Genomic DNA, 26,548 nt, shown 5'->3' on the forward strand with positions numbered 1-26,548 from the left:
CATGAAAACACCTGCCAAACGTATACTCATGATCACCTCCAACTACGCACCGGAACCCAATGGCATCGGTAAGTATAACGGAGAGCTGATCCACTGGCTCGCAGCCAGGGGATATGACTGTACGGTACTGACCACTTATCCTTATTACCCCGAATGGAAGATCAGTCAGGTATACCGCCGTAATCAATATTTTTTTTCAAAAGAAAATGTAACAGCAGGACATAAACCAATCAAGGTATACCGTTGTCCACATTATGTGCCGACACAGCCATCAGGGAAGAAGCGGGTATTGCAGGACTTTTCCTTCAGCCTTGCAGCCTCCGGAAAAATGCTGCAGCTGTTGCTGCAACGGCGGTTTGATTTTGTGATCACGATTGCCCCTTCTTTTCATCTGGGTCTGCTGGCCGCCAGTTATAAAAAGCTACGTCCTACCCGCTTCATTTATCATATCCAGGACATGCAGATAGAAGCAGCCCGTAACCTGGGAATGCTACGTTCTCCCTGGCTGCTGCAGCAGCTGTTCCGGCTGGAAAACTTTATCCTCCGGCAGGCTGATATTATCTCCAGTATTTCGCCTCAGATGGTCAGTAATATTGCCGCCAAAGTATCCAGAGATGTTCTGCTGTTTCCCAACTGGGTAGACGTCAACCGCTTTTTTCCATTGAAAGACCGTTCAGCCCTCAAGGAACAATTTGGCTTTCCGCCTAATAGCAAAGTGATATTGTATTCGGGGGCACTTGGAGAAAAACAGGGGCTGGAAACAGTGCTGGAAGCAGCCAGGCAGCTGCAATACCAACCATTTCTCCGCTTTGTGATTTGCGGTGACGGACCTTATCGTCAGCAGCTGGAAGCTATTGCTGCCTCCTGGCAATTACAGAATCTCAGTTTTATGCCGCTACAACCCGCTTCCAGTTTCAATCACTTTCTGAACATGGCCGACCTCCATCTGGTTATCCAGAAAGGACAGGCCAGTGACCTGGTGATGCCATCCAAACTCACCACCATCCTGGCAGTAGGCGGCGTACCGATTGTTACAGCCAATGAAGGTTCGGGGTTGTTTGAACTGATCAACCATCACCAAATAGGTGTTGCCGTGAAAGCAGATGATGCAGCCGCATTAAGTCATACTATCATGAAAACATTAAAGGAACAGACATCTCATATTTCAGAGAATGCCCGTAAATATGCATTGGAGCAACTGGCCATTGATCATATCATGGAACGTTTCGAACGGGAGATGCTACAGGCTCCGTTGCCCTGATGGCAACAATATTCTGGAAGGAAAAAATTTCATAGTGTGCAGGATTGTATTTACCCAATGCCCGAAGTCCATCGGGTAACAACCGGTAAAAATCATATCCTGGTAGCAGGTCAACGATATCTTTGAAAAAAGTATGGGAAATCACATTCATCTCATTGAATTCAATCTGTATCACTTTCACCATACCACTGGCGATGCAGCCACTAGCACCTTTTAGTACAGGCAACTCATGTCCTTCTGTATCAATTTTCAGCAAAGCAATTTCATCAATCTGCCTGGACGCCACATATTCGTCCAGTGTGGTTTGCGTAATAGCGACAGCCTCGGCCAGGCCATCATGCAGGGTTTCAATAACTTCCTTGTACATGCTGGCATGTTCTGAACCTCCGTTGCCGGAATAGTCGTACATCACGGTATCGACTTCCTGGTCCCCGGCAGCCATCCATACCGGCGTAAAATCGTGTTTTGTGGCCATTACTTCCAACTTCCTGAAAGAGGCCGGATGCGGCTCAAAAGCAAAGATCGGTAACTGCACCTCATATCTCCGCAACATTTCGGAATAGTTCCCCACGTTAGCACCAATATCGAAAATCACACCTGATGACAACAAGCCTTTCCTCTTCAAATGACGGATAAAAGCCCTTTCTCCAGACACCCGTTCATTTTCATAGTTCCCTATTCCCAATCCTAACATACTCATTTTATAAACGATGTAATGAAGGGAATAAAAAGATTTTCTAACAAACAAAAAAACGAACAACTGCTTACAAACACGACTTAATAAGTGCATATTTTTCTGATATTAAAGGTTAAACATTCCAATCATTAACGCATCACTGAAGATACGCCCTAAGTAAGGACAAACAGCTATTCATTTTGTTCATTTACCCGTCCTTTTTAAAAGAAAACAAAACACAAAACAGGAAGGAATGCTTCCAATACCATCATATCTACACGAAAAAAACATGTTTTAAAAACCTTTAATCAATATCATATTCAACATGTGAACCGGGAATCATATACCAGACAATGGTAAGGAACATTCAGGATGGAAAACTGCTGACTACTGCAGGAATTACATCAGGTATAGATGGTGCACCGTATGTGGTGGTGATTAGTGGTCCTGAAACTGCCAAAGGCATAGCCCAACTGCTGGTTTACAACCGGGTGCAGTAGCAGGAGAACCCCAGGCCTTATACAGGTTATAAGACCTGGGGTATCGCTTTACTGCTTCAGGTATTGCTGTGTATTAACAATATCCGCATAATAAAAACCCAGTGAACCAATCAGTGCCCGTTGTACATCCACTGCAGGTACCTTTTCAGCGTCTACTTCCAGCTCTCTGGTGGCACAGGCATCAGCAACCACCGTACAATGAAAGCCCAGATCTTTGGCAGCCCTGGTAGTGGCATCCACACATACATGCGTCATCATGCCGGTAATAATGAGATTGGATACACCGATTTGTTTCAGATAGTCCAGCAGTGCTGTTTCCCGAAAACTGTTCGGATAATGTTTGGTGATAATTTTTTCACCAGGAAGCGGAAGTACTGACGGATGTATTTCGGCACCGGTAGTATTGGCAACCAGGAATCCATCTGCAGCAGCATGTTGAATATAAACTACCGGAATCCCTTCTTTGCGGCATTTTTCCAATATCCGTTTGATATTGTCAGCTGCGGCATCGGGGCGGTACAACTCCATTTTTCCGCCTTTGAAATAATCATTCTGAACATCAATAATGATGAGTGCTTTTTTTTCCATATTCTTTTTTTTGTGAGAAGCATTCGCCGATATGCTGCCGCTGAGTAGTAGTGATAATAATGCCAGCATGGGCCACCAGCCATGACGTTTGTTCATAGTTTAATGTTTGAATAATAAAAACAGCGTGGTATAGCGCGCTACCGCACAACAAAGGTGTGAACAATAAAATGGCTGTCACTTGACCTAGATCAAGTGGGTTGTTAAACTTTTGGAGATAATATTATTTACGCCGGGATTTGAGCATACGACTGAAGAAGGCGGGTGTTACACCAATGAAAGAAGCAATTTGTTGCTGGGAAAACGAATCGGCAATCCGGGAATAACGCTGGAGGAATTTTTCATACCGCTGCACCGCAGGAAGACTTAAAATATCGGTAATACGCTGCTGACTAACTGCAAATGCACGCTCAGTAAGGATTCTGAAATAGTGTTCAAAACGGGGTATTTCTTTAAACAGTTCTTCCCGTTTATTTTTAGAGAGTAACAGGACTTGTGTTGGCTCCACTGCTTCTATAAACAATTCGGAAGGTGTATCAAACACGAGGCTCTTATAGTCTGCCACCCACCAGTCAGTAATCGCGATGGTTAAAATATGTTCATTGCCTTTTGTATCGAGCAGGTAACTCTTGACACATCCACTGGTGATGAAAACCAGCTGACCGCAGGTACTGCCTTCCCGGTGCAGGTATTCCTTTTTATGGTACAGGCGCTCCTGTAGCAGCGAACAAAAAAAGACTTTTTCCGCTTCCGAAAGAGCGATATATTTTTCAACGTTCTGTAAAATCAGTTCAAATCCGTTCATCATACTTCAGCATTGTCGTCAGCCAATAATGGAGGCAAAAATACATTTGTATACCCATAAAATGCCCATCCCTGTTCAGAAAGCCGGGCCGCCGCCTATTCAATAACATTATTGAATACTTTCGTATCTTTGTTTGATAATCATTTTCCTGATGATGAATAAACAAGACTTTAAACATAAGGTATACAGCGAACTGGCGAAAGTGACAAAAGCCTTAGGCAATCCTCATCGTATGGAAATCATAGATCTGTTGGCCCAGGGGCCTTTTACGGTTGAGCAGATCGCTAATTATACCGGTTTATCCATAGCCAATACTTCGCAGCATCTGCAAACGTTAAAGCATGCCAAACTGGTAACCGTTGCCAGGGATGGCAATTTTATCCGGTATTCCCTTGCAGGCAGCAATGTTTATGATGCCTGGGTACATTTAAGGGAACTGGGGATGTCTTATAATGCAGAAGTAGAAAAAATCGTAAAGGATTTCAGAGCCGGATATGATGATCTGGAAGCTGTGGAAGCTGATGAGCTGTTGAGCCTTATCGAAAAAAACAAAGTCATCTTACTGGATGTAAGACCAGAAGAAGAATACAACCGCGGGCATATTCATAAAGCGCTGTCTATGCCGGTGGATCGACTCGGTGAGCATCTAAAAAAATTACCCAAGGGAAAAACAATTGTAGCTTATTGCAGGGGACCATTTTGTGTTTATGCGGATGAAGCAGTCAAACTGCTGCAGCAGCAAGGCTACAAGGCGCAAAGGATGCTGGAAGGTTTTCCCGACTGGCAGGCCAAAGGTTATCCTACCGTTAGCCGGGAAAAGTCCAGTTAACAGACTATGACAAGATTGTTTGAGCTGTTGTTGTGTTATGTTCTACGTTCTCTGACTTAGCGTGGATGGTTTCTTTCATCCGCAGTAAAACAACCAGGCCGGACAATAGTGTCAGGAGCCCGGCAATATGTACGGCCCATATCAGTCCGAATAAACCGGCCACAACGCCTGCCATCAATGCACCCACCGCATAACCGATATCTCTCCAGAACCGGTATACTCCCAGGGAGGAAGCCCTCCAGGCGGGATGTGCCGTATCACCGACAGCTGCCAATAAGGCCGGATACACCATGGCCGTTCCCAATCCCAGTAATACAGATCCTACCAGGCCGGCTGTTAACGGTTCAAAAAACTTAAACCCAATTACCACATGACCCAGTACCTGGACAAACATTCCCCAAACGATCAGTGGTTTTCGTCCCAAGCGGTCTGCCAGCGGGCCCGTCACCACCTGGCCCACTCCCCATACCACCGGGTATATGGCTTTTATCCATCCCACACCTTCCAGGCCTACTCCTGCTGAAATGAACAATAACGGGAACACTCCCCAGGACATGCCATCATTCAGATTATTGACCAACCCTGCCTGAGAAACCGCAAAAAGGTTTTTATTCTTCAATGAAGTTTCTTTGAAAACCCAGGCTAATCCCGGTTTGGGGACCGTGGTTGTATTAATTTGTTTTGATTCCAGCTGTGCATATTTGCGGGTATCTCTGATGACCAGCACAGAAAGCAACAAGCCAATTATCGTATAGGCGATACCGATATAAAAAGGTTGCGGTCTTAGTCCATACGATGATGCGAGGTATCCTGTCAGTAAGGCTGTTAAGCCCACCGCTCCGTATCCTGCGGCCTCGTTCAGGCCCATGGCTAAACCACGTTTCTTCGGTCCTACCAGGTCTATCTTCATGTTCACCGTCATGGACCAGGCCAGGCCCTGACTGATACCCAGAAGAACATTGGCCAGCAGTATCCAGTTCCAGCCAGGTCCCCAGGCCAACAGGAAAGGAACCGGCAAGCCGAAGAGCCATCCTGATATCAGTACTTTTTTTCGGGTGTATTTATCGGCTAATACACCCGAAATCAGATTGGTAAAGGCTTTCACAACACCGAATGCGATGATAAAAGAGAAGACAACAACGTCGGAACCTATTTTAAATTCTTCCGTACCCACTAATGGTACCACTGTCCTTTCAAGGCCCACCATGCCCCCCACCAGCATATTCACCAGCACCAGCAGCGAAAATTGCTGCCAGTTTTCCTTTAAGCCTAGTTTAATTTCCAATGTTTTTGTTTTTTAATAGTTTGATTAAAATGACTTTTACAAAACGGTATTATGTTCCGCCTCGTTGCATTTACTTCAAGACAAAGATAAGGAAACATTCATCTATTCAATAATTTTATTGAATAGATATACCACATAAAATAGTTAATACATATAATTTTAATTAACAATTATTTACATGAATAATAAATAATATATTTATACTATTCGGATGGATATAGATAAAAAACAGCGGCTTTATATATCCTAAGTTTTTCCTACTTTGTAAGCACTTTTATTTGTTCACCAGTTGACAATTATGAAAAAAGAATTCGACGGCTTGTAGCACCAAATGTGTTTACAAGTGAAAAAATTTAAAGTCTTAGAGACTACTGACCATCGCAGGACTTATAACATTGCCAGAAAGGAAATTTACGCCTGGTGTTCCCGTTGCCAGTGGCATTCCAATTTCTATGGAGGCTGCTGCGAAATGCCTTTCCCCTGTCTTCGTTATGTAGATGACGGATCAGGAAAGCCAGAGAAAGAAAGGTTCAGAAACTATCCCAGCTGGAAAGTTGTTTCCAAAAACAAAAAGCAGTGGATGAAGAAAAAATTTCTTGTCGATCGTAAAGTTTGGCCTAATGGGAAAATATGGATCCGATATGGATGGTAAAATTTTAACGCCTTATAACCCTGTTATAAGGCGTTTTTTGTCTTAAAAATAAACAGCCAACAGACTACTTTTCGTATAGCCGACGTGGTGGGAAAAGATCCTGACACATTTCAATAACAACAATTAAAACATATCCATGATTGACATAAAAGACCTGGACCAACCACTTCCCGATCAACCGCGACGCATCATGAAATACGTGCTGGTATACTGTTCTTCCGGCAAACTCGACGTATTTGTGGACCATACTGCCTTTACCCTCCAGCCAGGCGATGTGATCACCATTACTTCCGGCCAGATACATCATATCCGGAAAACACCCAAAGCAAAAGGATTTATACTGGAGTTTACCCTCGATTTCTTTTGTAAGGACGACAGAGATATAGAGCTGATTTTCCACAACGGCCTTTTTTGCCACTTTGCCATGAATGAAGTGATACCAGTAGACAAAACCATCCTAGAAACACAGCTGGAGCTTATAAGAGAAGAGTTACAACAACAGCCCTATCAGTATCTCATCTCTATACATAGCCGGATAACACTGATGCTGGTGGCCATTAACAGGGCCAAGGTACAGCGGGGTGATGAAATCTGGAAACCGGAAGCCCTGTTTCTCCGGTTTCTGGAGGCGGTGCGTGATAACTTTGAACAAAACTATACCCTCAAACAATTTGCTTCCCTGTTAGGCACTACAGAAGCCAAACTTAATGAGCAGTCCAGGTTACATGCCGGCAAAACAGCACAGAACGTCATCTACGGGCTGGTCACCTCCGAGGCCAAAAGGCTGCTGACCTACGGAGACCTCTCCGTAAAGGAAATCGCCTACAAACTGGGATTCAACGATCCTTTCTATTTTTCCAAATTCTTCAAAAAACAAGCGGAGCTCTCTCCCAAACAATTTAAAGAACAGTACACCCTGTAAATATTACATGCTTTTTGCAGGATTCTCTATTTTTTGCCCCGCCCGGAAATGTCAACTTTGTGCTGTATAAAACAATCGGCACATGAGATCCTATCAGGACTTAGCAGCGCTCTTACTACGGCTGGCACTGGGCGCAGGCTTTTTATCAGCAGTAGCCAGCAGATTAAGCTTATGGGGGAAATACTCTTCCGGCTGGGGCAACTTTCTGCAGTATACCGCGCAAGTCAATACATTTGCGCCCAAAAGCCTTATCCCGGCAATAGCCATCACCAGCACCATTCTGGAAACCCTGCTGGGACTCCTATTACTACTGGGATACCAAACAGCCATCACCTCCTTTGGCGCCGCAATACTTACCCTACTGTTTGCTGCAGCTATGACTTATTCTTCCGGTATTAAAGAACCGCTGGACTATTCCGTGTTGGCCTTCAGCGCAGGCGCTTTCCTCCTGTCTACCCTGCCTGCACACCGGTGGAGCATAGACCAGTATTTAAAATAATAAACATCCAAATCATGAACACAGACATCCAACACTACATTACTAAAAGTAATCATACCGAATGGCAACCACTCATCGAGAAAGGCATTCATTACAAAGGCATTTTTGTTAAATCGCTCCGTTATGATGAAGCCGCCGGTCGTTCCAAAACCATACTGCTGCGGTTTGAGCCGGGAGCACACTATCCTTATCACAACCACCCTGCAGGTGAAGAGATCTTTGTGCTGCAGGGCGAGGCCATCGTAGAACAAACCACCCTGCATACCGGTGACTATCTGTACACGCCACCAGGGTTCAAACATTCCGTTACCAGCCAAACCGGCTGTACCCTGCTATTCGTAGTTCCCGAAGAGGTGGAAATTCTCTGATCATCAACATATCTTAACGGTCTGGGCTAAACGCTCAGACCTTTTGCCTTTAACAGATTTCTGTTTTCTCTTTTTCTTCCCTATATTCGGTAAAGAGAAAATCCCCCACCCCGCTGCATTATCAATAAAGGCAAATGAAACGCACATATGATAGCCCACGATTTTGCCCCAAAGGCAATACTCCTGATCGATGAACTAAAAAGCCTCTGCGCACAGCATGGCCTGGGCAATGATGGAAATGAATTTAAAATCATTTCACAGCTGTTCCTCTACAAGTTCATCAATGATAAATTTCTGTCGGAAGCCCGTAAGGTGTTACCGGCCATCTCCCGGGAAACAAGCTGTGAACAAGCACTTGGCGCCCTGTCTGAAACCGGATATGCTTCCCTGCTTTCACAAACCGGTAAACATACCGCTATCCTGTATCCCCACCACTTTATTGCCACACTCCATGAAAGGCAACAGGAAAGCGGCTTTGCGCAGTTGCTGGATGATACGCTGCAGGACATCAACCATCTCAACAGCCAGACTTTTACCGTTAAAACATTCACCGGCAGCCGGATTCCTCTCTTTGATGCACTGAGTCTGTATATCACCGATAGCGCCCTGAGAGATCAGTTCTGTAAAGCTGCCATCAACAAAATAGCTCCTTATCAATTCGGGGATTTTTTTTCGCAGCCATTCGATTTTTTTGCCACCATTTTTGAATATCTCATCAAAGATTATAATATCGACAGTGGTGGTAAATATGCGGAGTATTATACTCCAGCCGCCGTGGCCAAGGTGATCGCGGCGATCCTCGTTCCTGAGCCGGTATCACATGTTTCGTGCTATGATCCCGCTGCTGGTTCCGGCTCTCTGCTGCTAAGCTTGTCCCATACTATCGGAGCTGACCACTGCACGCTCTACTCTCAGGATATTTCCCAGAAATCATCGAACCTGCTACGGCTCAATCTGATACTCAACAACCTCACACCCTTTATCCATCATATCATTCAGGGTAATACTATCACGCAGCCATATCATCGCGAAAAAAAATTCGACTTCATTGTATCCAATCCTCCTTTTAAACTCGACTTCAGCGATTACCGGCAAGAGCTGGACACATCCGAAAACAAGGAACGTTTCTTCGCCGGTATTCCCAAAATCCCCGGCAAGAGCAAAGACAAAATGGCCATCTACCTGCTGTTTATTCAACATGTGCTGCACTCCCTTGCACCACAAGGGAAAGCAGCGATCGTTGTGCCTACCGGTTTTACTTCCAGCCAAAGCGGCCTCGAAAAAAAAATCAGGGAACAGCTGATAAAAGAAAAACTGCTGCGGGGCGTATTATCAATGCCGGGCAATTTGTTTGCCACTACCGGCACACATGTTTCTGTTCTTTTTCTGGAGAAGAACCATCATCGGAAGGATGTTATACTGATGGACGCCTCCAAATCAGGTACCACCATCAGGGAAGGAAAAAGCCTGCGTACCATACTATCGACAGAAGAGGAAACACAGATCATCAGCGCCTTTAATCAACAACTGCCAGTGGAAGGCCTTTCAGTGGTAGTATCTTATGATGATATTGAAACCGGTAACTATTCCCTCAACCCAGGCCAGTATTTTGAGATGAAGGCAGATCAACAGAAAATGACACCGGAGCTTTTCCATATTACATTACAACAACATACCCAAACGCTGAAAGAGCTGTTTGCCGCAGCCTCCCACCTGGAGAAACAGATCCATCAACAACTGGAAGCACTTAAACATGAATAACGTTAAACTGTGTACACTCGGTACTTTCAGGAATGGTATCAGTTTCGGTAAAGAGAGTTACGGGCCTGGCCTGAAAATCATCACCGTGAAAGACCTGTTCAAAGGCAGGTATGTTTCCACCACCATGCTGGATGAGCTGCTACCACGGGCACTTCCGGCACATTACCCCCACTACCTGGTAGAGCAGGGAGATTTATTATTCACGCGATCATCACTTACCAAAACCGGTGCCGGTATGGTAGCCATGGTGCATCAGCCGACAGCAGATACATTGTTTAGTGGCTTTATTATCCGCTTCAGGCCTCATCCTCAAAAATGTCATCCACATTATCTGTTGTATCTGCTGAGAAGTCCGCGGTACCGGAAACTGCTGGCTGACAGCGCGCTGCAAACCAACATCTCCAATGTCAATCAGGACACGCTGGGCAATCTCTCTGTGACCATACCCACGATGGCCCAACAGGAACAAATTGTATCCGCATTATCTGCGCTGGATGATAAAATAGAATTAAACATCAGGATCAATACCGAACTGGAAGCCCTCGCTAAAACCTGTTACCATTATTGGTTCGGTCAATATATTTTTCCCGGATCTTTAAAAGAGCAGCTACCCGAAGGCTGGCATATCCGGCAGCTGGGCACTATTGCCAACACCGGGTCCGGAGGCACTCCACGGTCTTCTCAAAAATCATATTATGAAAACGGGGATATTCCCTGGATCAACAGCGGGGAACTCAATCATCCTTATATTGCCACTACCAGCAACTACATTACGGAATCAGGTCTTAACAATTCGAGTGCCCGGATGTTTCCGGAGAATACCCTGCTGATGGCCATGTATGGCACTACTGCCGGTAAAACAAGCCTATTACGGATTCCAGCCTGTACTAATCAGGCCGTTTGTGCTATTCTGCCACATGATCAGGAATATACCTACTATCTGAAGTTTGCCCTGGAAACTATGTATCCGTATCTGACAGGGCTCCGCTCCGGCTCTGCAAGAGAAAATCTCTCGCAGGATAAAATCAGGGCTTTACAAATAGCGATACCACCGCTCAGGGATATACGAAGATTTAATGCGATGGTGATTCCTTTAGTGGAACAGATTGTTAATCATCTCTGGCAAAATGAGGAGCTGATAAAACTCCGGGACTGGCTGCTGCCAATAATGATGAATGATTATATCAAAAAATAGCCCAGGACTTCAGTCCTGGGCTATGTTGGATGTTGATTGTTGGGTTTATGGTTATTTTAATGTGATTTTTCTGATTAAGCCCAGGTCTTGTTCCAGTACGTAGATGTTTCCATCTTTGTCTAAAGCCATGGCTGAGTTCTGCGAAGGTGTGATCAGCGCTTCCTGCAGGGTACCATTTTTGTTACCGCGACGGTAAGACTGATAGCTGCCGGCAGCTCCTGTAATAGTGCTGATTGTACCATCTGCCGGTGATACGGCCCTGATGGAATAGTTAGCGCCGTCTACCAGGTAAATGAGCCCGGTATGCGGGTCATAGATCATACTGCCTGGTCCGCTCAGCCTGCCTGTACCCAGGCCGCCATCTACATAACCATCCTGGAAAAATGCACCCGCCACAACAGAAAACATGCCCATCGATGCATTGCCACGTTGTACTACGTTTGCATCACCATTGGACCAATACAGATAACCATTCAGATAAACAAAAGGAGCAGAAACGGTAGCCCTGGATACCTGTTTGATCTGAGCGCCTCCCTGTGAGATCATGTGAATACCATTATATTCAGTGCCGATGTAGAGATTACCAGCCGGATCTATGGTAATATAACGGGGAGAATCATTCAATCCAGACATCAGTGTGGTTACTTTGCCGTCTGGTGTTACTTTACGGACACTGTTGTTAAAGGCATCTGCCACGTAGATATTATCCTGAGCGTCCATTACCAAACCATAGATATTGAAGAAACGTGCAGCCGTTCCCGTACCATCCTGGTTACCACTAGTAGCCGCACCTGCAAAATCTGTAACCGTACCGTCAGGGGCTATTTTAGTGATCTTATTGACTTCTCCAACGAAGACGTTTCCTTTACTGTCGATTACCAGGCCATGCGGCTGTCCTTTCGCTACCGGTCCGGTGTAATAAGTGCTGACACCTGCTCTGCGGAAAACAGGACCTGTAGCGGCGAGACTGCCGGTGGATACATTCATGTTGCCGGTAGTGAACCCTGTCGGCATGGTTACCGTGAGTGTACTATCAGTAGCGGCACTAACGGTAATGTTCATACCGTTTAAGGTTACCTTGTTATTGGCAGGTGTAGGATCAAAGCCGGTACCTTTTATGGTGATAATAGAGCCCGCCAGTCCGTTGTCTGGTACTAGTCTGATGATACCTAATGCCTGCACCGTATAGGCGGGACCGTTAACCGGCTGGCCATTCACGATGACTTTTAACGGTCCGGAAGTGGTGCTGGCTGGCACATTCAGTACCAGCTGCCTTGCGCTGGCACTTAAGATAGTAGCCGCTTTTCCATTAATGGTAACTGTATCTTCCTCCATCAGTTCACTGAAGTTATCACCGGTGATCGTGATAACACTGCCCACAGGGCCGCTTAGCGGTGCGATAGTGGTGATAGCAGGAGGAGGCACCTGTGTAAATACCGGACCGGTAGTCTTTTGTCCGTTGACAGAGAGAGATACCGGACCTGTTTTTACATTATCCGGCACCGTTACTACCATTGTAGTAGCCGTGGCGCTTTCTACGGTGGCCTGTTGTCCGTTGAAAGCTACCAGGTTACCGGCAACATCTGTACTAAAACCAGTACCGGTGATGGTTACTTTAGTACCAGCACCACCCCTGGCAGGTTTAATAGCGGAAATAGCCTGAAAATTGAAAGCAGGGCCTTTAGCGTGTTCTCCGTTGACAGATACTTCAATAGGGCCACCACCAGCATTGGCCGGTATAATAGCGATCAATAAAGTATCGTTTGAGTTGGACACAATAGCAGGATGACCGTTGATACTCACTGTTGCAGGGCCGTCTGTTCCGGTGAAACCTGCACCGGAAATATACACGTTGGTACCTTCCGGCCCATTGGCGGGTGAGATACCGTGGATGCTGAGTGCCTGGTAAGTATAGGTACCACCTTTTGCAGTACGATCTCCGATAGTAACGGAAATAGCACCAGTACTGCCCTTTTCAGGAGCCTGTACAATCAGCATGGTATCATTGGCACTCATCACTCTGGCTGCTGTGCCATTAAAAGATACGTTATTATCTGCCACGTTACCGCTAAAGCCGGTACCTCGTACTGCTACTACAGTACCCGGATTACCACTGCTGGGCAGAAAGTCTGTAACAGACAGCGGCACCATTGCTGTCTTCTCTTCTTTTCTGCAGGCAACTGTCGATAACGCCAACGCATATATCACAAAAAATAAAAATCGTTTCATCAGGTTGTTTTTTACTTATTGACCTTAAAATGAATATCTCATCCCCAGCTGCATCTGATAGCGGGAGTTGAAGAAGTCGACCGCATAAGGTTTTCCGGGATCGGTAAACATATATACCGGGTAATTTTCCTTGCTCTGGCGGCCGGGATAAAAAGGTGTCAATCCTACACTCGCTGTGGAGTTAAAGGTGTTAGGAGAAAAATAAGAACGTCCCCATTCCTTGTTCAGCAGATTGGTGATATTCATGATATCGAGTGTGAATGTGAGATAACTGCTGCCAGGCTTTCCGGAGAAATGATATTCCTGCGCAAAATGAAAATCTGCCTGGTTGTTCCAGGGTGTGCGGCCCATATTACGTTCTGTGAAAGCACCTCTGCGGCTGCGCAGATAGGCATTACCATCCACAAATCTGTTGAAGGCTTCTGCCTGGGCGGCAGCGGTAACATTAGCACCGGAAGCATCTGTATAATCCTGGAAATAACGCAGCGCTTCACCTGACTGTGGAATATATACCAGGCTTACTTGTTGTGGCAAGCCTTGGATGCTGTTGTTAACAATGCCATAGGTAAAAGGAGATCCGGACTGCGCACTGAAAAACAGCGATGCGCTGCTGATCCATTTTTCGTTCCAGGCCCTGCGATAGTCAACATGCACCACAAAACGGTGACGAATATCGAAGTTGGAGTAGGCCAGGTCCGGATTATTAGGCTGCAGCGACTGATTGAGCTGCCAGTTACTTTCCATTGAGTTACGGATACCGTTGGACACATCTTTTGATTCTCCGAAAGTATAGGACACCCCAGCATTCAGGCCATTATCAAAACGACGGTTCACACTTCCGCTGATATTGTAGCGGTAGCCTTTGGTAGTATTACCTAATTCATAGGCGTTGGCAAAACGGGGATCAATACTGCCGCGGTATACCGGCTGTTGCAATCCTTCATCATAACCATAATAACGGGGATCATCTTTGATGTTTACCTGACGGAATACCACATCTTTCAGGCTTTTGGTGTACATCCCTTCCAGGGTGAACTTATATCCTGTTTTAGTAGTATAGTCCAGGGCGAGGCTGGTACGTAACACCTTAGGCATCACAAAATTGTTATCAACTACGTCCACCTGTGTTTTGCCGGAATTGCGGTTATTGATAATAGCGCCATTCTGGCCGATGAAACCACCGATACCGTTGCCGGAAGGTTTCAGCGGATCGGTGCCTGCTACAAAAGCCTGCTGATCTGCTTTCTGATCGAATGCTCCATAGGTATCGCCGTTGTTGTAGTAGGCGTAGGCCAGCCATGCCAGCGGGATACGGCCGGTAAACATACCCACTCCTCCTCTCAGGATAAGGCGTTGGTTATCCATCCAGTCGTAGCGGAAACCCAGACGGGGCGACAGTTGTACCTGATTGAGGTAGTTGTTCCGGATCTGGTTTAATGGCGTGTAATAGTAGGTATTGCCGAAATAGCCGTCCTGTATGGCGTTACGGGTTTTATCACTGAGCAGTGGTTTTTCAGGCAACAGCGTATAGTCGGCACGGATACCTGGTGTGATTTTCAGGCGGTCTGTCAGCTGTATCTCATCCTGGGCGTATACACTGAACATGTCTACATTAAAGGACTGCGGGTGAGACTGGATGTATTCGCGGCTGTTATCTGTATAGTTGTAGCTGCCACGTACTCTCCATGGATTGTTATGGAGGTAGTCATCAATACTGAGATAGTCTACACGGCCATTCCAGCTGTTTACAAATCCGTATTTGACATGATACAGTTCATTATGGGTACCAAAAAGGAAAGTATGTTTTCCTTTGTACAATGTAACGTTGTCGGTGATCTCCCAGGTACGCTGCTGCAGATTAAAGATGGCGGCTTCCCTGTCGGTGCCCATATAAATGGTGGTACCGGGGGTACGGCCCATGATCTGCACCTGTGGCAGGTTTGGGTCTGACTGTGGATCACGTTTGTCATTGACAACGGTATAACCTACGATCAGGCTGTTGGCCAGCTTTGTGTTGAAGCGGGTTTTCAGCTCTGCCACGGTAGAGGTCTGGTTATTGGTTTGTTTATAAGCCATGCTGGTGAAACGAAAATCCTGCTGGTCGCGGTCCATAATGACAGCGTTGGACAGGATGGTATTGTTACGCACAGACAGCTGATGTTTCTCATTGATATTCCAGTCGAGGCGGTTAAAGAACTTCTGTGACTGGCTGGTGGCGTTGAAGACACCACCGGTGCCGGGATCAAAAGCTTTGCCATAGCGGTCGGTGGTGGCATTGCGGATATCCTGTTCATCTTTTACACTCAGGATCTGGGCTGTTTCGGCCTGGCCGGCTACCAGCTGCGTAGGATCACGGCGACCGGTGACTTCTTCATTGGTGAAGAAAAACAGCTTGTCTTTGATGATCGGAAACCCTAAACGGATACCAGACTGATAGTCGTAGAAGTCGCTGTTCATGCGGCCCAGCGAACCGGCTTTATCTTTTCCGATGAGCGAGGCATTTCTGCCGAACGCATAAACGGAGCCGGTGAAAGTGTTGGTACCGCTGCGGGTTACAGCGTTGATACTACCACCGGTGAAGTTACCGATCTTCACATCGAAGGGGGCCAGATATACCTGCATATCTTCAATAGCATCCATAGACACCGGGTTAGTATGGGTACTGGCACCGGGCATACCGGAAGTACCGGTGATACCACCGGTGGAAGGGCTAAAGCCAATGGCATCGTTGTTGATGGCACCATCCAGTGTTACGTTGTTGTAGCGGAAATTCGTACCCCCGAAAGCGTTATCCTTCGAAGCCTGGGGCACCAGCCTGGTGATATCCTGTATGCTTCTGTTGACAGTAGGCATACTACGGAGCTGTGACCCGCTGATGTTCTGACCGGCGCCATAGGTATTGGCCGGTACTCCCTTGTTGCCTTTCACCACTACTTCAGACAGCTGTTGTTTACTATCTTCCAGTACGATCGCCAGTTGCAGTGGTTCTCCCAAACGCACCATCAGGCCTTCTTTTTTCTGCGTGCCCATGCCCATCATAGAAGCCTGTACACTATAAGGACCACCTACGCGTAAACCTGCCAGATGATAACGGCCATCATTACCCGCTATTGTTCCATAACGGGTGCCGGTAGGTGTATGTATAGCCACTACCGTTACTCCCGGTACCGGCTGTCCTTTACCGTCAACCACACGACCGTCCAAACGGCCGCTGGTTTCCTGTGCCTTCAGTTGTATGCCAAACAGCGCACACAAAAGGCAACAGAGTATATAAAATTTCTTCATGATCGGATCTTTTAGAAGTTTTCCATCAATACATTATCAATAATATGCAGCACTCCATTGTTGGTCAGCACATTGGATTTGACCAGCTGGCATGGCTGTGTATTACCGGAGCCCTGAATGGTAATACCATTATCTCCGTTGTTAATGAGATTAACGGTGGTATTACTGTTGTTTAGCATGGTTTGCTGGCTTTGACCAGAGGCGTCTGTACTTAATGCATAGTCATATACAAAGCGACGATTGGCCAGGATATGAAACTGCAGCAACGCTTTCAGTACAGCCGGATCAGTATTGGCCACACTATCTGTTGTAGGGAAACCAGCAGCGATAAATGCGCTATTGTTCGGCGCGAAGATGGTATAAGGCCCCACTCCTCTCAGCAGATCTTTCATGCCTGCCTGCTGCAATGCCACATTAAAATAGGTCAGTGTTGGCTCTGCCGCTACCGCATCGCTCAGTTTATCCTGCACCAACGGATTTAATACGGTATTGATTACCTGTATCAAACCATTGCTGGCCGGCATATTCAGGGCTGTCACACGAGTACCGTTGATAGTGATGATGGTATCCTGATTTCTTACCCAATGGGTTACAAACAGCTGTGCACCGGAAACGGTGGTAATAGGCTGGTTAAAGCGGAAAGGCAGTTTATCCAGTTGCCATATACCATTCAGTGTATGATACTTCACCATGTTGTTCAGCACCGATCCCTTTTCTACCGCCACATCTTTCTCGGTGCTGTAGCCCGATTGCTGGAAGGCATTATTATCAGGGATCAATACCGTATAAGGCCCTTTTTCAAAAAAGGTATTGCCGAAGTTGGTAACGGTAAGGGCTGTATTAAAAAAGGAAAAATTAAATTTATTATCGGTGATAACATATGCAAGACTGTTATTCCTGTTTGTTGCCGCAGGCTGGTTATCGTCTTTCTTACAGGAAAAAAACAACAGCAGAGATGCCAGCAATAGATTTCTTTTCATGTTGTTAGATGTTTGGGTGAAACCTTACGGCATTAACATTCCGTCATTGATCACATGTATAACCCCGTTACGGAACAGCAGATCTGTAGTAGCCAGTGGCACTGCCGGTGAGGGGGAATTCAGCTGTCTTACCATAATACCGGCTGCAGAGCTGGTAAATACCAAACGGATGTACTGCGAAGGCGGATGGGCAAGAGAACCTGCTTTGATCAGGTAGTTGGCAAGCGCCGGATTATCCATCAGGTCATTGGAAAACAGCTGCAAAGGATATTCAGCCTGTGTGGCACCACTGTAATCCAGATGATTGGCCAAAAACATGGAATCCAGCGAGGTGTAGGGTGTTACATAATACCCGTTCTCATCATAATGCTGGTATCCTACCGGCCAGCGCAGTGCTCTTTTACGCAGGTCATCCACGGTATTAAATCCTGCCTTTTGAAAAGCCTGATTGGTAGGTGCAAAAAATGTGAATTGTTTGCTGCGGGCATCAGTACTGAGCAATTGGGTAAAACCCTGACTACCCCAGTTCAGACGATAGATGCTGTCGTTGATACGGCATGCTTCCATCAGCATAGAGAAGTCGGGATTATTTTTCAGGTAATCGATCATGTCCTTCTCTGGTTTTTTCAGCACTTCATCCAGCACATAGAGTGTGCCGTTGGTACCTTCCATGGTTTTCAGGGGATGTGGTTTACCATTGATCACCAGTTTGCCATCATGCAGCCCCAGGTATTGATAATAGTAGTATGGAAACCGGTCGCTGTAATTGGGCAGGTCACCTCTGGTAAGCAGGCTGCGCATGGCATTGCTGCCAGTCAGTGTTTTCAGTTGATCGCCCGACAGCCAGGTATCTACCACATGATAAAACAGCAGAGAGTCCAGGTCCGCCACCGGCATAGTGTTTACAGTGTTCAGTGTCATGCCGGCTTTGGTAAATGCATCATCAGCAGGTACCAGCAGCGTATAGGCCTGTGACCCGTTATCGGCCATGACCGAATCCATATTCACCTTTTTCCAGATAGCCTTATAGATGGTAAAACCAGAACCGTCGAGTATCTGTTTTACCGTCTGTGACGGCCCGTTATACGGCAGAGGTTCACCTACCGGCGTTACCTGTGCGTCTTTCAGCCGGCAGGCTGAAAAAAACAACATGGATAACGTCATCGTATATATGAAAAATTTCATTTTGTTTATTTTATTTGATTAAAAGAGAATCAGGATACAACATGATATTGTTCAACCGGAACACTACCGCATTGCTGGTGAGATTGTCCTGTCCTTTCACGCCTCCGGCATATCCGATAAAACCGGGGCTATGGTAGCCGGAGTAGCCATTGGGAGCCCATATATTGATGCTGCCGCCGGGAGAGATTCCGTATCCATCCAGCAGGATGCGGCTGTTGTAGGCACCCAGTATATCTAAATCACCGGCAAAGATGTGATGTGGCTGCAGGCCCAGCGTATACACAGAAAAAGCGACTGGTTTATATTTTTTGACATCCAGCCGATTGATGCTGTCGGCTGTAAGGCCGTACTGCTGGAAAACATTATTCTGCGGTGCATATACTGTATAAGGTCCTTCGTTTTTTAATGCTTCCCATTGACCGGATTTTTTCATCAGCGTAACAAAAATCGACAGGCTGGTATCTGCGGCCAGAAAATCCTGAGCTGTTTGCGGGAAATATTTAGGCACTCCTTTCAGCAGATGTAATACACCATTCCGCAGAGAGAGATTACGTTTAGGCGCCTCATACACATAACAGCCGTTTACCGTAGCCCGGTAATTATCGGCATTGTTACCGAATGCTGAGATGGAGATATAAAGCGGGCCGCCACCCATGGCTATATACTTGTTATCCATCTGGGTGGGTATATCGGGAATGAATAAACGTTCTGTCTGTATCAGATTCCTAAGAGATGCCCGCAAACTGTCCTGGTTCATTTTGCTGAAGTCGCCTGGTTTGAGAACACCCAATGCTTTAAAAGCGGCATTATCAGGAGCCCATACCGTTAAAGTTCCATTGGTATTCAGACTATCAATCAGGCCGGTTTGCTGCAGGGCTGCCGACAGCAGGCTCAGATCGTAGTTATTCCGGATAAAATCACCGATAGCGCGTATGTCTGAAGGACGTTCTTCCGATACGGCCAGGTCTGTTTTATTACAGGCCACAGCCATCAGGAATAACAGTAACAAATGAAAATATCGTTTCATAATTATTCTTTTTTTACCGGTCATTTACTTGTAAACAGGTGGATCATAGCGGCGTTGCAGCGTAGTGACGTACAGGTTACCATTGATATACTCCACGGTATTGACTGTAGCAAAAGAGCGCGGGTTGTATATTCCGGAATATACCGATATCACCATGCCGGTGCGGGGATCACTGACCAGATTATTGACAGCAGCCGGTGCTTCAGGGCCAAAGGCAAAAGAGGTGTAAGTACCATAACTTTCAGCGCCGTTACCAAATTGATATTCAGGTGGATTTCCTGGCAGCACGATATTAAAAAACTGACCTGATGTTCCTGCATAAATATGGCTGGAAGCCGGATCAGGAAACAACGGGAAGCTGCTATAAGGATGTACACCGGTTTCCTGTGAACGGACCATTTTAGCCGAAAACACATTGGTAAAACCTTTCATCTGCATTCTATCTGTACCATACAGGGTATAAAACACATTCATGGTGTCCTTTACACATTTGTTGATAGCAGTTCCATCAAACACAAATGTTTTGGCATATCCTTCTGAGCTCAGGTTGTAATAATTAACGTATACCAGCGAGTCGGAAAGTGGCATTTTAGTGAACTGTTCCTGACGCAGGTAAACACCCACTTTTCTGTTGTATACAGACTTTTCCAGGATGTTCATCGTGTATATCTCCCCTTCTGTGAGTGATACGGTAGTATCTACCAGCACCTTGTTACGTGCGCTGGCTGGCAGGGAGTAAAACGGATCAGTGCTCCGCGGGCGGGTGACAAACATAAACCGATGCTGGCCTCCTGTAATCATGCCATATCCCGACAGATCGTATCCGTTCACAATAGGCCCCACCGGTATTTTGGCTGTTCCCGGAAACTCCTTCTGCCACAGAGCACTGTTGCCGGCATCGGGATAAGGCCTGGCAAGAGGGCCTCTGGTATCCAGGAAGTCAAAAGTAAGGGCTGCATTCACCGGTACGCCGGCAGCATCCAGCTGCGGATCTATCAGCATGGTCAGGAAAGGCTGCGGCGCATCTTTATTTTCGATGGTAACATTATAGGTCAAACAGTTGAACACCCGGAGATAAGCCGGTGAACTGACTTCCGGAAAATCCGATTTACGGCAGGCAGCCATCAGCATATATCCTGCTGCCATCCATGCCCATAACTTATATATTCTCTTCATGATGATGATTATTGGTTATGCTTGATGATGATTAGTCTGGCCGGTGCATCACCCGGATTTTTGGGATGGAGGCTGCCCGTGAGTGCTACGGTATAAAAGCCGGTTTCATAACCTGGCAACATACCTTTATACAGATCAGGTTTAGCGATAAAATCACTGCCATTCAGAACAGGTATATCTCTGATCCAGTCTCCTGGGAGCACGCCGGGCTGTGAAGCATATGCCATCAGTTTGTTCAGCCCCAGCACCGGACTAAAAAGCACATAAGGTTGTTCGATAACTACCTGCCCCTGCCGGAGATGCTGGCTGGCGGTGGCATTGAAAGTAAGGTAGCCCTTCAGCAGATCACCATTGGCTTCTGTAAAAGTAACCTCCGGCACATCGGTAGACAGGTTCAGGAAACGTATCCAATAAGGCATCGTAACCGCATACTGATTGTTGCTGCCATCATCTCCTTTACCGCCGGAATTTAAATAGAAGCTGCCACTGAGATTATTAGCGATCAGTTTTAATACCGGCTTTCCACCAGCATCAGGATATAACCAGGCGCTGTAGTTGGTGCTGCCACTTACGGAAAGCTGTTGTTCTGCCAGCTTGTTGCCGGTAGCATCTTTTATGGTAACAGTATGTGTACCGGTGATGAGTGTTTTATAGGAAGATGATTTACCGAAAGCCAGGGTACCTTCATTTAACGGCATATTATCCACACTAACGGAAACGCCTGTATTGGGCATGGCATTCACCGCCTGTATACGGCCATAGGTGATATTCTGCGACTCATTCACATCAGTGATGATTCTGAAGCTGTTGAGTGCAAGCGGAGTAGTCATATTACTACCAGCCTGATAATAATCAAAAACGTAGTTAGCACATACCATGATGGTATATACACCACCAGGCTGAAAAGTACGTATAGGCGCATACGTTATCATTTTGTCCACCACCGGATTATTTCCGGTGACCAGGGTACCAGTAGCGCTGTTTACCGTTTTCAGCTGTTCTTCACTATTCACGGGCACTCCGGGTATGATTCTGCCATCATCTGTCATCACCTTAAACTGATAGGTACCATAAGGCAGTTCAATATAATCGGAGTATTTACCGGGAGCCACGCTGGTAGTGACTGGATTTATTTTTGTACCATCTGCCAGCACCAGGCTCATATTACCTTCCAGGGAAGCCATATCAGGGGCGGAGCCCAGGTTGAGCAGCCGGATACGGAAATGTTCCGGATTAGCCGGAGGAGAGATCTTACGTGGCACAGCGAAGAGCGAATCAACCAACACTGCCTCGCTGGAATTATGTGCTCCAAACAACACGTTATAGTAATCGGTAGGATTATTAACATCTTCCCGGATATCAAAATCTTTTGGATATACGAGGTCTTTCGACCCATAGATCATACTGGCAATTTTGATATGTGCGGTTCCATCCTGGCGGATAAAACGTTGCGGGATGGTATAGGAAGATCCCATCCGCCCACTCGGAAAGTAAAGGGAGGCACGGGTTTGTGCATCCAGGTAAAGACCTTCGATATTGGGTGAAATACGGCTGGTGAGTAATGTATCATTAATTAACAGTTCAGTTGCCTTACGACCCATGTTCATAATCCTCACGGTAGAGGAAGTGAGTGGTGGCAGCTGTGGCTGTTCTTCGAACAAAAAGTCCGGTTTGCTTTTCTGGCAGGACCACAGCCCTGAAAGCAACAGGATGGCTAAACAATATTTTACAGCTTGCATTATCATGTATTTTCGGTCAGTGCCTAAAAGATGTTGTAATTGAGGCCCAGCATAAACTCGCTGCCTCTGTAGTAACTGCGGCGGATATACGTATTGCCGTAGTATTTACCACCTGTTCCCGGGTTGGCATATACCTCCTGCCAGGCAGGATTGAACAGGTTTTTGGCATAGCCTTTCAGCTGTAATCTTTTGGTGAGATACTGGCTGAATACGAAGTCCAGTACCGGCGCCGGCCTGCTGTAGAGGTCTGGCTCTCCGGTCAGGTTGATCTGTATCAAGCGCTCGCCCACTTCGTTGAAAGTCAGCGTCAGGTCTGTACGGGTAACCGGGTTGCTATAATTGAGATAAACATTGACGGAATAAGGAGCCTGTTCAAACAGCGGACTGTTGGAAGGTGAGCGCCTGTCGATGATTCTGGAATCGTTTAGGCGTTCGGGTGATTTTTTGATTTCACTCTGTGCCAGCAGCAGGTTGGACCCCAGGAAGAAGTAACGCAACGGGCGCCACCATTTACCCAGGTTTTTCACCACTTCCAGTTCAATACCGTATACCCGGCCGCGGTTAGGATCGTTTTCGAAGCGGATAGCCGGAAATTCAGGGAAACGGGCATCCAGACCTACCGAGTTAACGGAGTAAACTTTAGTGAGCTGATGATCGATCTGTTTGTAGAAAGCGGAAGCCGCGATCACCTCACCAGCAGCAGGGAACCATTCCCAGCGGAAGTCGTAGTTGGTGACAGACTGGTTCTTCAGTTTGGGATTACCTACTACCAGGGCAAACTGGAACGGATCAAACTCAAACACGTTGGTGATCTCACGCAGTTCCGGCCTAGCCAGTGTAGTGCTGTAACCCAGGCGGAAGTTCATGTTCTGCTGCAGGGTGTAGGTCAGGTTCAGGGAGTAATAGGGTTTGTAATCTGTTTTATAAACCGAGTTAGGTTCTGTTACTATCATTTTTACGGCCTGTCCGTCTTTGTTGGGCGTGGTCAGGGAAGGGTCCAGGAATACGCCGGCCGTATCTACAGCAGCCTGTATGTTGGTCAGCTCAAAACGTGCACCACCAGTGAGTCGCAGATTATCGAGCAAATGCAGGTCGAGCATACCGTAGAAAGCCCGCGTTTCATAGAAGCCTTTGTAGTTGTTGGGCGATTTCTGTGCGTTATACAGGAAACCACCTACAGCAGGCTGTCCTTCTCCGATAGCGCCGGCAGGGACTTTGATGCCTATCTGGTCATAACCAACGAGATGATCGAGGTTACCATGTACGGTATACAGGGCCTGGTTGCCGGTAGAAGAGAAATTGGAACCCGGCAGTGATAATACGTTTTCACCGAAGGTCCGGTCGCGGTGCAGATAGTTGACACCACCTTTGGCTTCCTGACGGCGGCCCAGCAGGCGGAAAGGCACGGTGAGATCAGCTTTATAGTTGTAATTGGTTTCACTCAGGCTGCGGTAGCGACGTCCATTAGGATCGGCCTGAATAATGCCGTAAGGACCATAACCGTTGACATAGCCTGATACCAGGGAGTAATACACCGGTGTTCCGGTAAAACCGCCGTTTCCATTTGGCAGACTGCCATTCACGGGTATAGCACCACCCTTCACAGGACGATAGGCGGCCAGGTTCACAAAGCGGTAGTCAGGATCTTCCTGGCTGGAAGTGGAAGTAGCGATGTTATAACTCAACCTGGGCGCATATTCCCCGGCGGTGAGCTTATGTTCACCCTGCAGGTTAAAGGTATTCAGGGTGCGGTAGCTGCGCTTCAGGGAATATACAACGTTGGACACCTCTCCCGGTAAACCGGTGTATTCGTAGGCGCCATACAGGTTAGAGGCCTGTACTTCCGCGCCACGGCTGCCCATATACTGCACACTGATTTCATTGCGTGTATTGAAGCGGTAAGTCAATCCACCCAGAAATCCATAGTTGAGTGTGGAAGTGCCGGTATTTTCCTTGTAGGAAATATACTTGCCCAGGTTAATGTTATTAGGTGTAATATAGTTAGGGATCACACGGGAACTGCCCACCTGGTTGTTACCTGTAAGCACACCCTGATAGATGCTCCACTGTGTGAGGTCACCTCCATGAATATCGGTAGCCCGCTGATAATAGTTAACGCCAGCGATCACGCCCAGCTTATGTTTGCGGAACACGCTAAAACTATTACCATAGGTTGCTGAATAGATCTGGTTCATTTTGGCGGGCGCATAACGGGTGGTGAGCACCGGATCAAACTGATGCATGATACCGTTGATGCGGTCTGCTTCCTGTTTTATCTGCGGATCGTTGCCGTTATGTGCGATTGTGGATTGTAACTGCGTATAGCCGCCGGGGTATTGTCTGCCCAGCGCGACAAAATCTTCCGGCAGGCCGGCACGTTTTACTTTCTGGCCAAAGAAGCCGGGATCACTGTTGTAGAAGGAATTCAATTTTCCACCGATGCCGATGTTGGAGTTGAATCCTGCTTGCGCAGTGATGTTGAAGATGGCCGAATCAGGCACAGAGCGTGTTTTCAGTTCTATGATACCGGCGGCCGCGTCAGCAGGTTTGTCGGGGGTATATGTTTTATAGATGGTGATGTTGTCCAAAAGGCCGGCAGGTACCAAGTCCAGCGGTATAGCACTGCGGTCGGGGTCTGAAGAGGCCAGGCGGATACCATTCAGCTGTCCTATCACACTTCTGTCTCCCAGACCGCGGATGGCCACGTATTTATCATCGGTGATAGTTACGCCGGACACACGTTGTAACGCCTGCGTAGTGGTGATACTGGCTGTTTTTTCGATATTGGCCGCAGAGATAGCGTCCTGCACGATAGCGGAAGCTTTTCGTTCGGAGAGGATGGCTGCTTCTGTATTGGTTTTACGGCGGGCCTGTACCTGTACTTCGTTGAGCTGGGTACGGCCTGGTTTGAGGGCTATTTGCAGGTTGGTGGTACCAGGACCAACTTTCAGCTCCTGTTGCTGATAACCAATATAGGAGATGATCAGCACGGCCCCTTCTTCCGGGATGCTGATGCTGAAGTGTCCGTTGCCATCGGTGATCACGCCATTGTTGTGACCTTTGATACGGATACCTACTCCTGGCAGGGGCATACCATTGGACTTATCAGTGACAGTACCTGAAATCGGTGGTGGCAAAGCTTTCAGGGGGATGACCGTAATTTTGTTATCACCATACACCTGCGCCACCATACCTGCCGGTGTCAGGAGTTTACCTAAAACATCCATCAGAAGAGCATCTTCAGCATGTATGCTCACCTGCCTTTGTTTGTCTACCTTTTCATCATTAAAATAAATCCTGACACCAGACCGGACAGACAGCTGTTCCAGTGCAGTGCGAAGCGGTTGTCCGGAAATATCCACCGACACACGTATCCGCTCCACGGCTTGTCCTTTAGTACGGACACTGGCCATCAGGTTGGTGATCGTAATAGAAAATACCATTACATAAAAGGAGATACGCATAACCCATTTTAAATAAGCACAGGGTTTCCCCAGGAAAAAATTCATACTTTTACCTTGTTAATTAGTTAATCCTTCGGGTTAGTTAATGACAGCGATGGGATGATGCGGTTTCTCAGGCCTGGTAT

Annotated in this window: 20 protein-coding genes; 8 read left to right on the plus strand and 12 right to left on the minus strand. The window is 46.8% G+C overall.

Going from position 1 to position 26,548, the window contains the following annotated elements; translation table 11 throughout:
• The first annotated feature begins 1 nt into the window (after position 1).
• Positions 2-1,261, plus strand: a complete 1,260-nt coding sequence (locus DF182_RS01730; protein WP_113613967.1) for a WcaI family glycosyltransferase — start codon at positions 2-4, stop codon at positions 1,259-1,261.
• Here DF182_RS01730 and DF182_RS01735 read toward each other — a convergent pair.
• Positions 1,215-1,955, minus strand: coding sequence for an FkbM family methyltransferase (locus DF182_RS01735; RefSeq protein WP_245957346.1), 741 nt, complete (start codon positions 1,953-1,955; stop codon positions 1,215-1,217). The two genes, DF182_RS01730 and DF182_RS01735, sit on opposite strands and share 47 nt — an antisense overlap.
• Positions 1,956-2,290: 335 nt before the next feature.
• On the opposite strand from DF182_RS01735, the gene DF182_RS32245 reads away from it, so the two are divergent.
• Positions 2,291-2,437, plus strand: a complete 147-nt coding sequence (locus DF182_RS32245) for a type 1 glutamine amidotransferase family protein (RefSeq protein WP_153259989.1) — start codon at positions 2,291-2,293, stop codon at positions 2,435-2,437.
• Positions 2,438-2,485: 48 nt separating this feature from the next.
• On the opposite strand, the gene DF182_RS01740 is transcribed toward DF182_RS32245, so the two are convergent.
• Both DF182_RS01740 and DF182_RS01745 read right to left on the minus strand, forming a co-directional pair.
• Positions 2,486-3,121: a cysteine hydrolase family protein gene (locus DF182_RS01740; protein WP_211327021.1), complete on the minus strand. Its 636-nt coding sequence runs from the start codon at positions 3,119-3,121 to the stop codon at positions 2,486-2,488.
• 124 nt (positions 3,122-3,245) lie between these two features.
• Positions 3,246-3,830, minus strand: a complete 585-nt coding sequence (locus DF182_RS01745) for a Crp/Fnr family transcriptional regulator (protein WP_113613969.1) — start codon at positions 3,828-3,830, stop codon at positions 3,246-3,248.
• 148 nt (positions 3,831-3,978) lie between these two features.
• Between DF182_RS01745 and DF182_RS01750 the strand changes: the two genes are divergently transcribed.
• Entirely contained in the window at positions 3,979-4,656 is a 678-nt protein-coding gene (locus DF182_RS01750; protein WP_211327022.1) for an ArsR/SmtB family transcription factor, read from the plus strand.
• Between the two features lie 4 nt (positions 4,657-4,660).
• Here DF182_RS01750 and DF182_RS01755 read toward each other — a convergent pair whose 3' ends face one another.
• A complete protein-coding gene (locus DF182_RS01755; RefSeq protein ID WP_245957347.1) occupies positions 4,661-5,941 on the minus strand; it encodes an MFS transporter in 1,281 nt (426 codons plus the stop codon).
• A gap of 788 nt (positions 5,942-6,729) precedes the next feature.
• Between DF182_RS01755 and DF182_RS01765 the strand changes: the two genes are divergently transcribed.
• The 5 genes from DF182_RS01765 (at position 6,730) to DF182_RS01785 (ending at position 11,338) form a co-directional block, all read left to right on the plus strand.
• On the plus strand, positions 6,730-7,515 hold the full coding sequence (locus DF182_RS01765; protein WP_113613971.1) for a helix-turn-helix domain-containing protein: 786 nt from the start codon (positions 6,730-6,732) through the stop codon (positions 7,513-7,515).
• Positions 7,516-7,597: 82 nt separating this feature from the next.
• Entirely contained in the window at positions 7,598-8,014 is a 417-nt protein-coding gene (locus DF182_RS01770; protein WP_113613972.1) for a TQO small subunit DoxD, read from the plus strand.
• A 14-nt stretch (positions 8,015-8,028) separates the two neighbouring features.
• On the plus strand, positions 8,029-8,382 hold the full coding sequence (locus DF182_RS01775) for a cupin domain-containing protein (protein WP_113613973.1): 354 nt from the start codon (positions 8,029-8,031) through the stop codon (positions 8,380-8,382).
• 147 nt (positions 8,383-8,529) lie between these two features.
• Entirely contained in the window at positions 8,530-10,143 is a 1,614-nt protein-coding gene (locus tag DF182_RS01780; protein WP_113613974.1) for an HsdM family class I SAM-dependent methyltransferase, read from the plus strand.
• Positions 10,136-11,338, plus strand: coding sequence for a restriction endonuclease subunit S (locus DF182_RS01785; RefSeq protein ID WP_113613975.1), 1,203 nt, complete (start codon positions 10,136-10,138; stop codon positions 11,336-11,338). The genes DF182_RS01780 and DF182_RS01785 overlap by 8 nt, the downstream gene beginning before the upstream one ends.
• Before the next feature lie 51 nt (positions 11,339-11,389).
• Here DF182_RS01785 and DF182_RS01790 read toward each other — a convergent pair whose 3' ends face one another.
• From DF182_RS01790 to DF182_RS01825, 8 genes are read right to left on the minus strand one after another with little or no spacing between them, the layout of a single operon-like run.
• Positions 11,390-13,567 (minus strand): IPT/TIG domain-containing protein, encoded by a 2,178-nt coding sequence (locus tag DF182_RS01790; RefSeq protein ID WP_113613976.1) that lies wholly within the window; start codon positions 13,565-13,567, stop codon positions 11,390-11,392.
• Positions 13,568-13,591: 24 nt separating this feature from the next.
• Positions 13,592-16,852: a TonB-dependent receptor gene (locus DF182_RS01795; RefSeq protein ID WP_113613977.1), complete on the minus strand. Its 3,261-nt coding sequence runs from the start codon at positions 16,850-16,852 to the stop codon at positions 13,592-13,594.
• Positions 16,853-16,863: 11 nt separating this feature from the next.
• Positions 16,864-17,832 carry a fasciclin domain-containing protein gene (locus tag DF182_RS01800; protein WP_113613978.1) on the minus strand — a complete coding sequence of 323 codons (969 nt, stop codon included), beginning with the start codon at positions 17,830-17,832 and terminating at the stop codon, positions 16,864-16,866.
• A 24-nt stretch (positions 17,833-17,856) separates the two neighbouring features.
• Positions 17,857-19,017, minus strand: coding sequence for a fasciclin domain-containing protein (locus DF182_RS01805; protein WP_113613979.1), 1,161 nt, complete (start codon positions 19,015-19,017; stop codon positions 17,857-17,859).
• Positions 19,018-19,027: 10 nt separating this feature from the next.
• On the minus strand, positions 19,028-20,044 hold the full coding sequence (locus DF182_RS01810) for a fasciclin domain-containing protein (protein ID WP_161964026.1): 1,017 nt from the start codon (positions 20,042-20,044) through the stop codon (positions 19,028-19,030).
• 24 nt (positions 20,045-20,068) lie between these two features.
• Positions 20,069-21,220, minus strand: a complete 1,152-nt coding sequence (locus tag DF182_RS01815) for a hypothetical protein (protein WP_147243315.1) — start codon at positions 21,218-21,220, stop codon at positions 20,069-20,071.
• Positions 21,221-21,228: 8 nt separating this feature from the next.
• Complete coding sequence (locus tag DF182_RS01820; protein ID WP_161964027.1) at positions 21,229-22,959, minus strand: DUF4397 domain-containing protein; 1,731 nt, start codon at positions 22,957-22,959, stop codon at positions 21,229-21,231.
• Between the two features lie 23 nt (positions 22,960-22,982).
• Positions 22,983-26,423: a TonB-dependent receptor gene (locus DF182_RS01825; protein ID WP_211327023.1), complete on the minus strand. Its 3,441-nt coding sequence runs from the start codon at positions 26,421-26,423 to the stop codon at positions 22,983-22,985.
• Positions 26,424-26,548: the final 125 nt, after the last annotated feature.

Origin of the sequence: Chitinophaga flava, assembly GCF_003308995.1 — a bacterium.
Lineage (GTDB): Bacteria > Bacteroidota > Bacteroidia > Chitinophagales > Chitinophagaceae > Chitinophaga > Chitinophaga flava.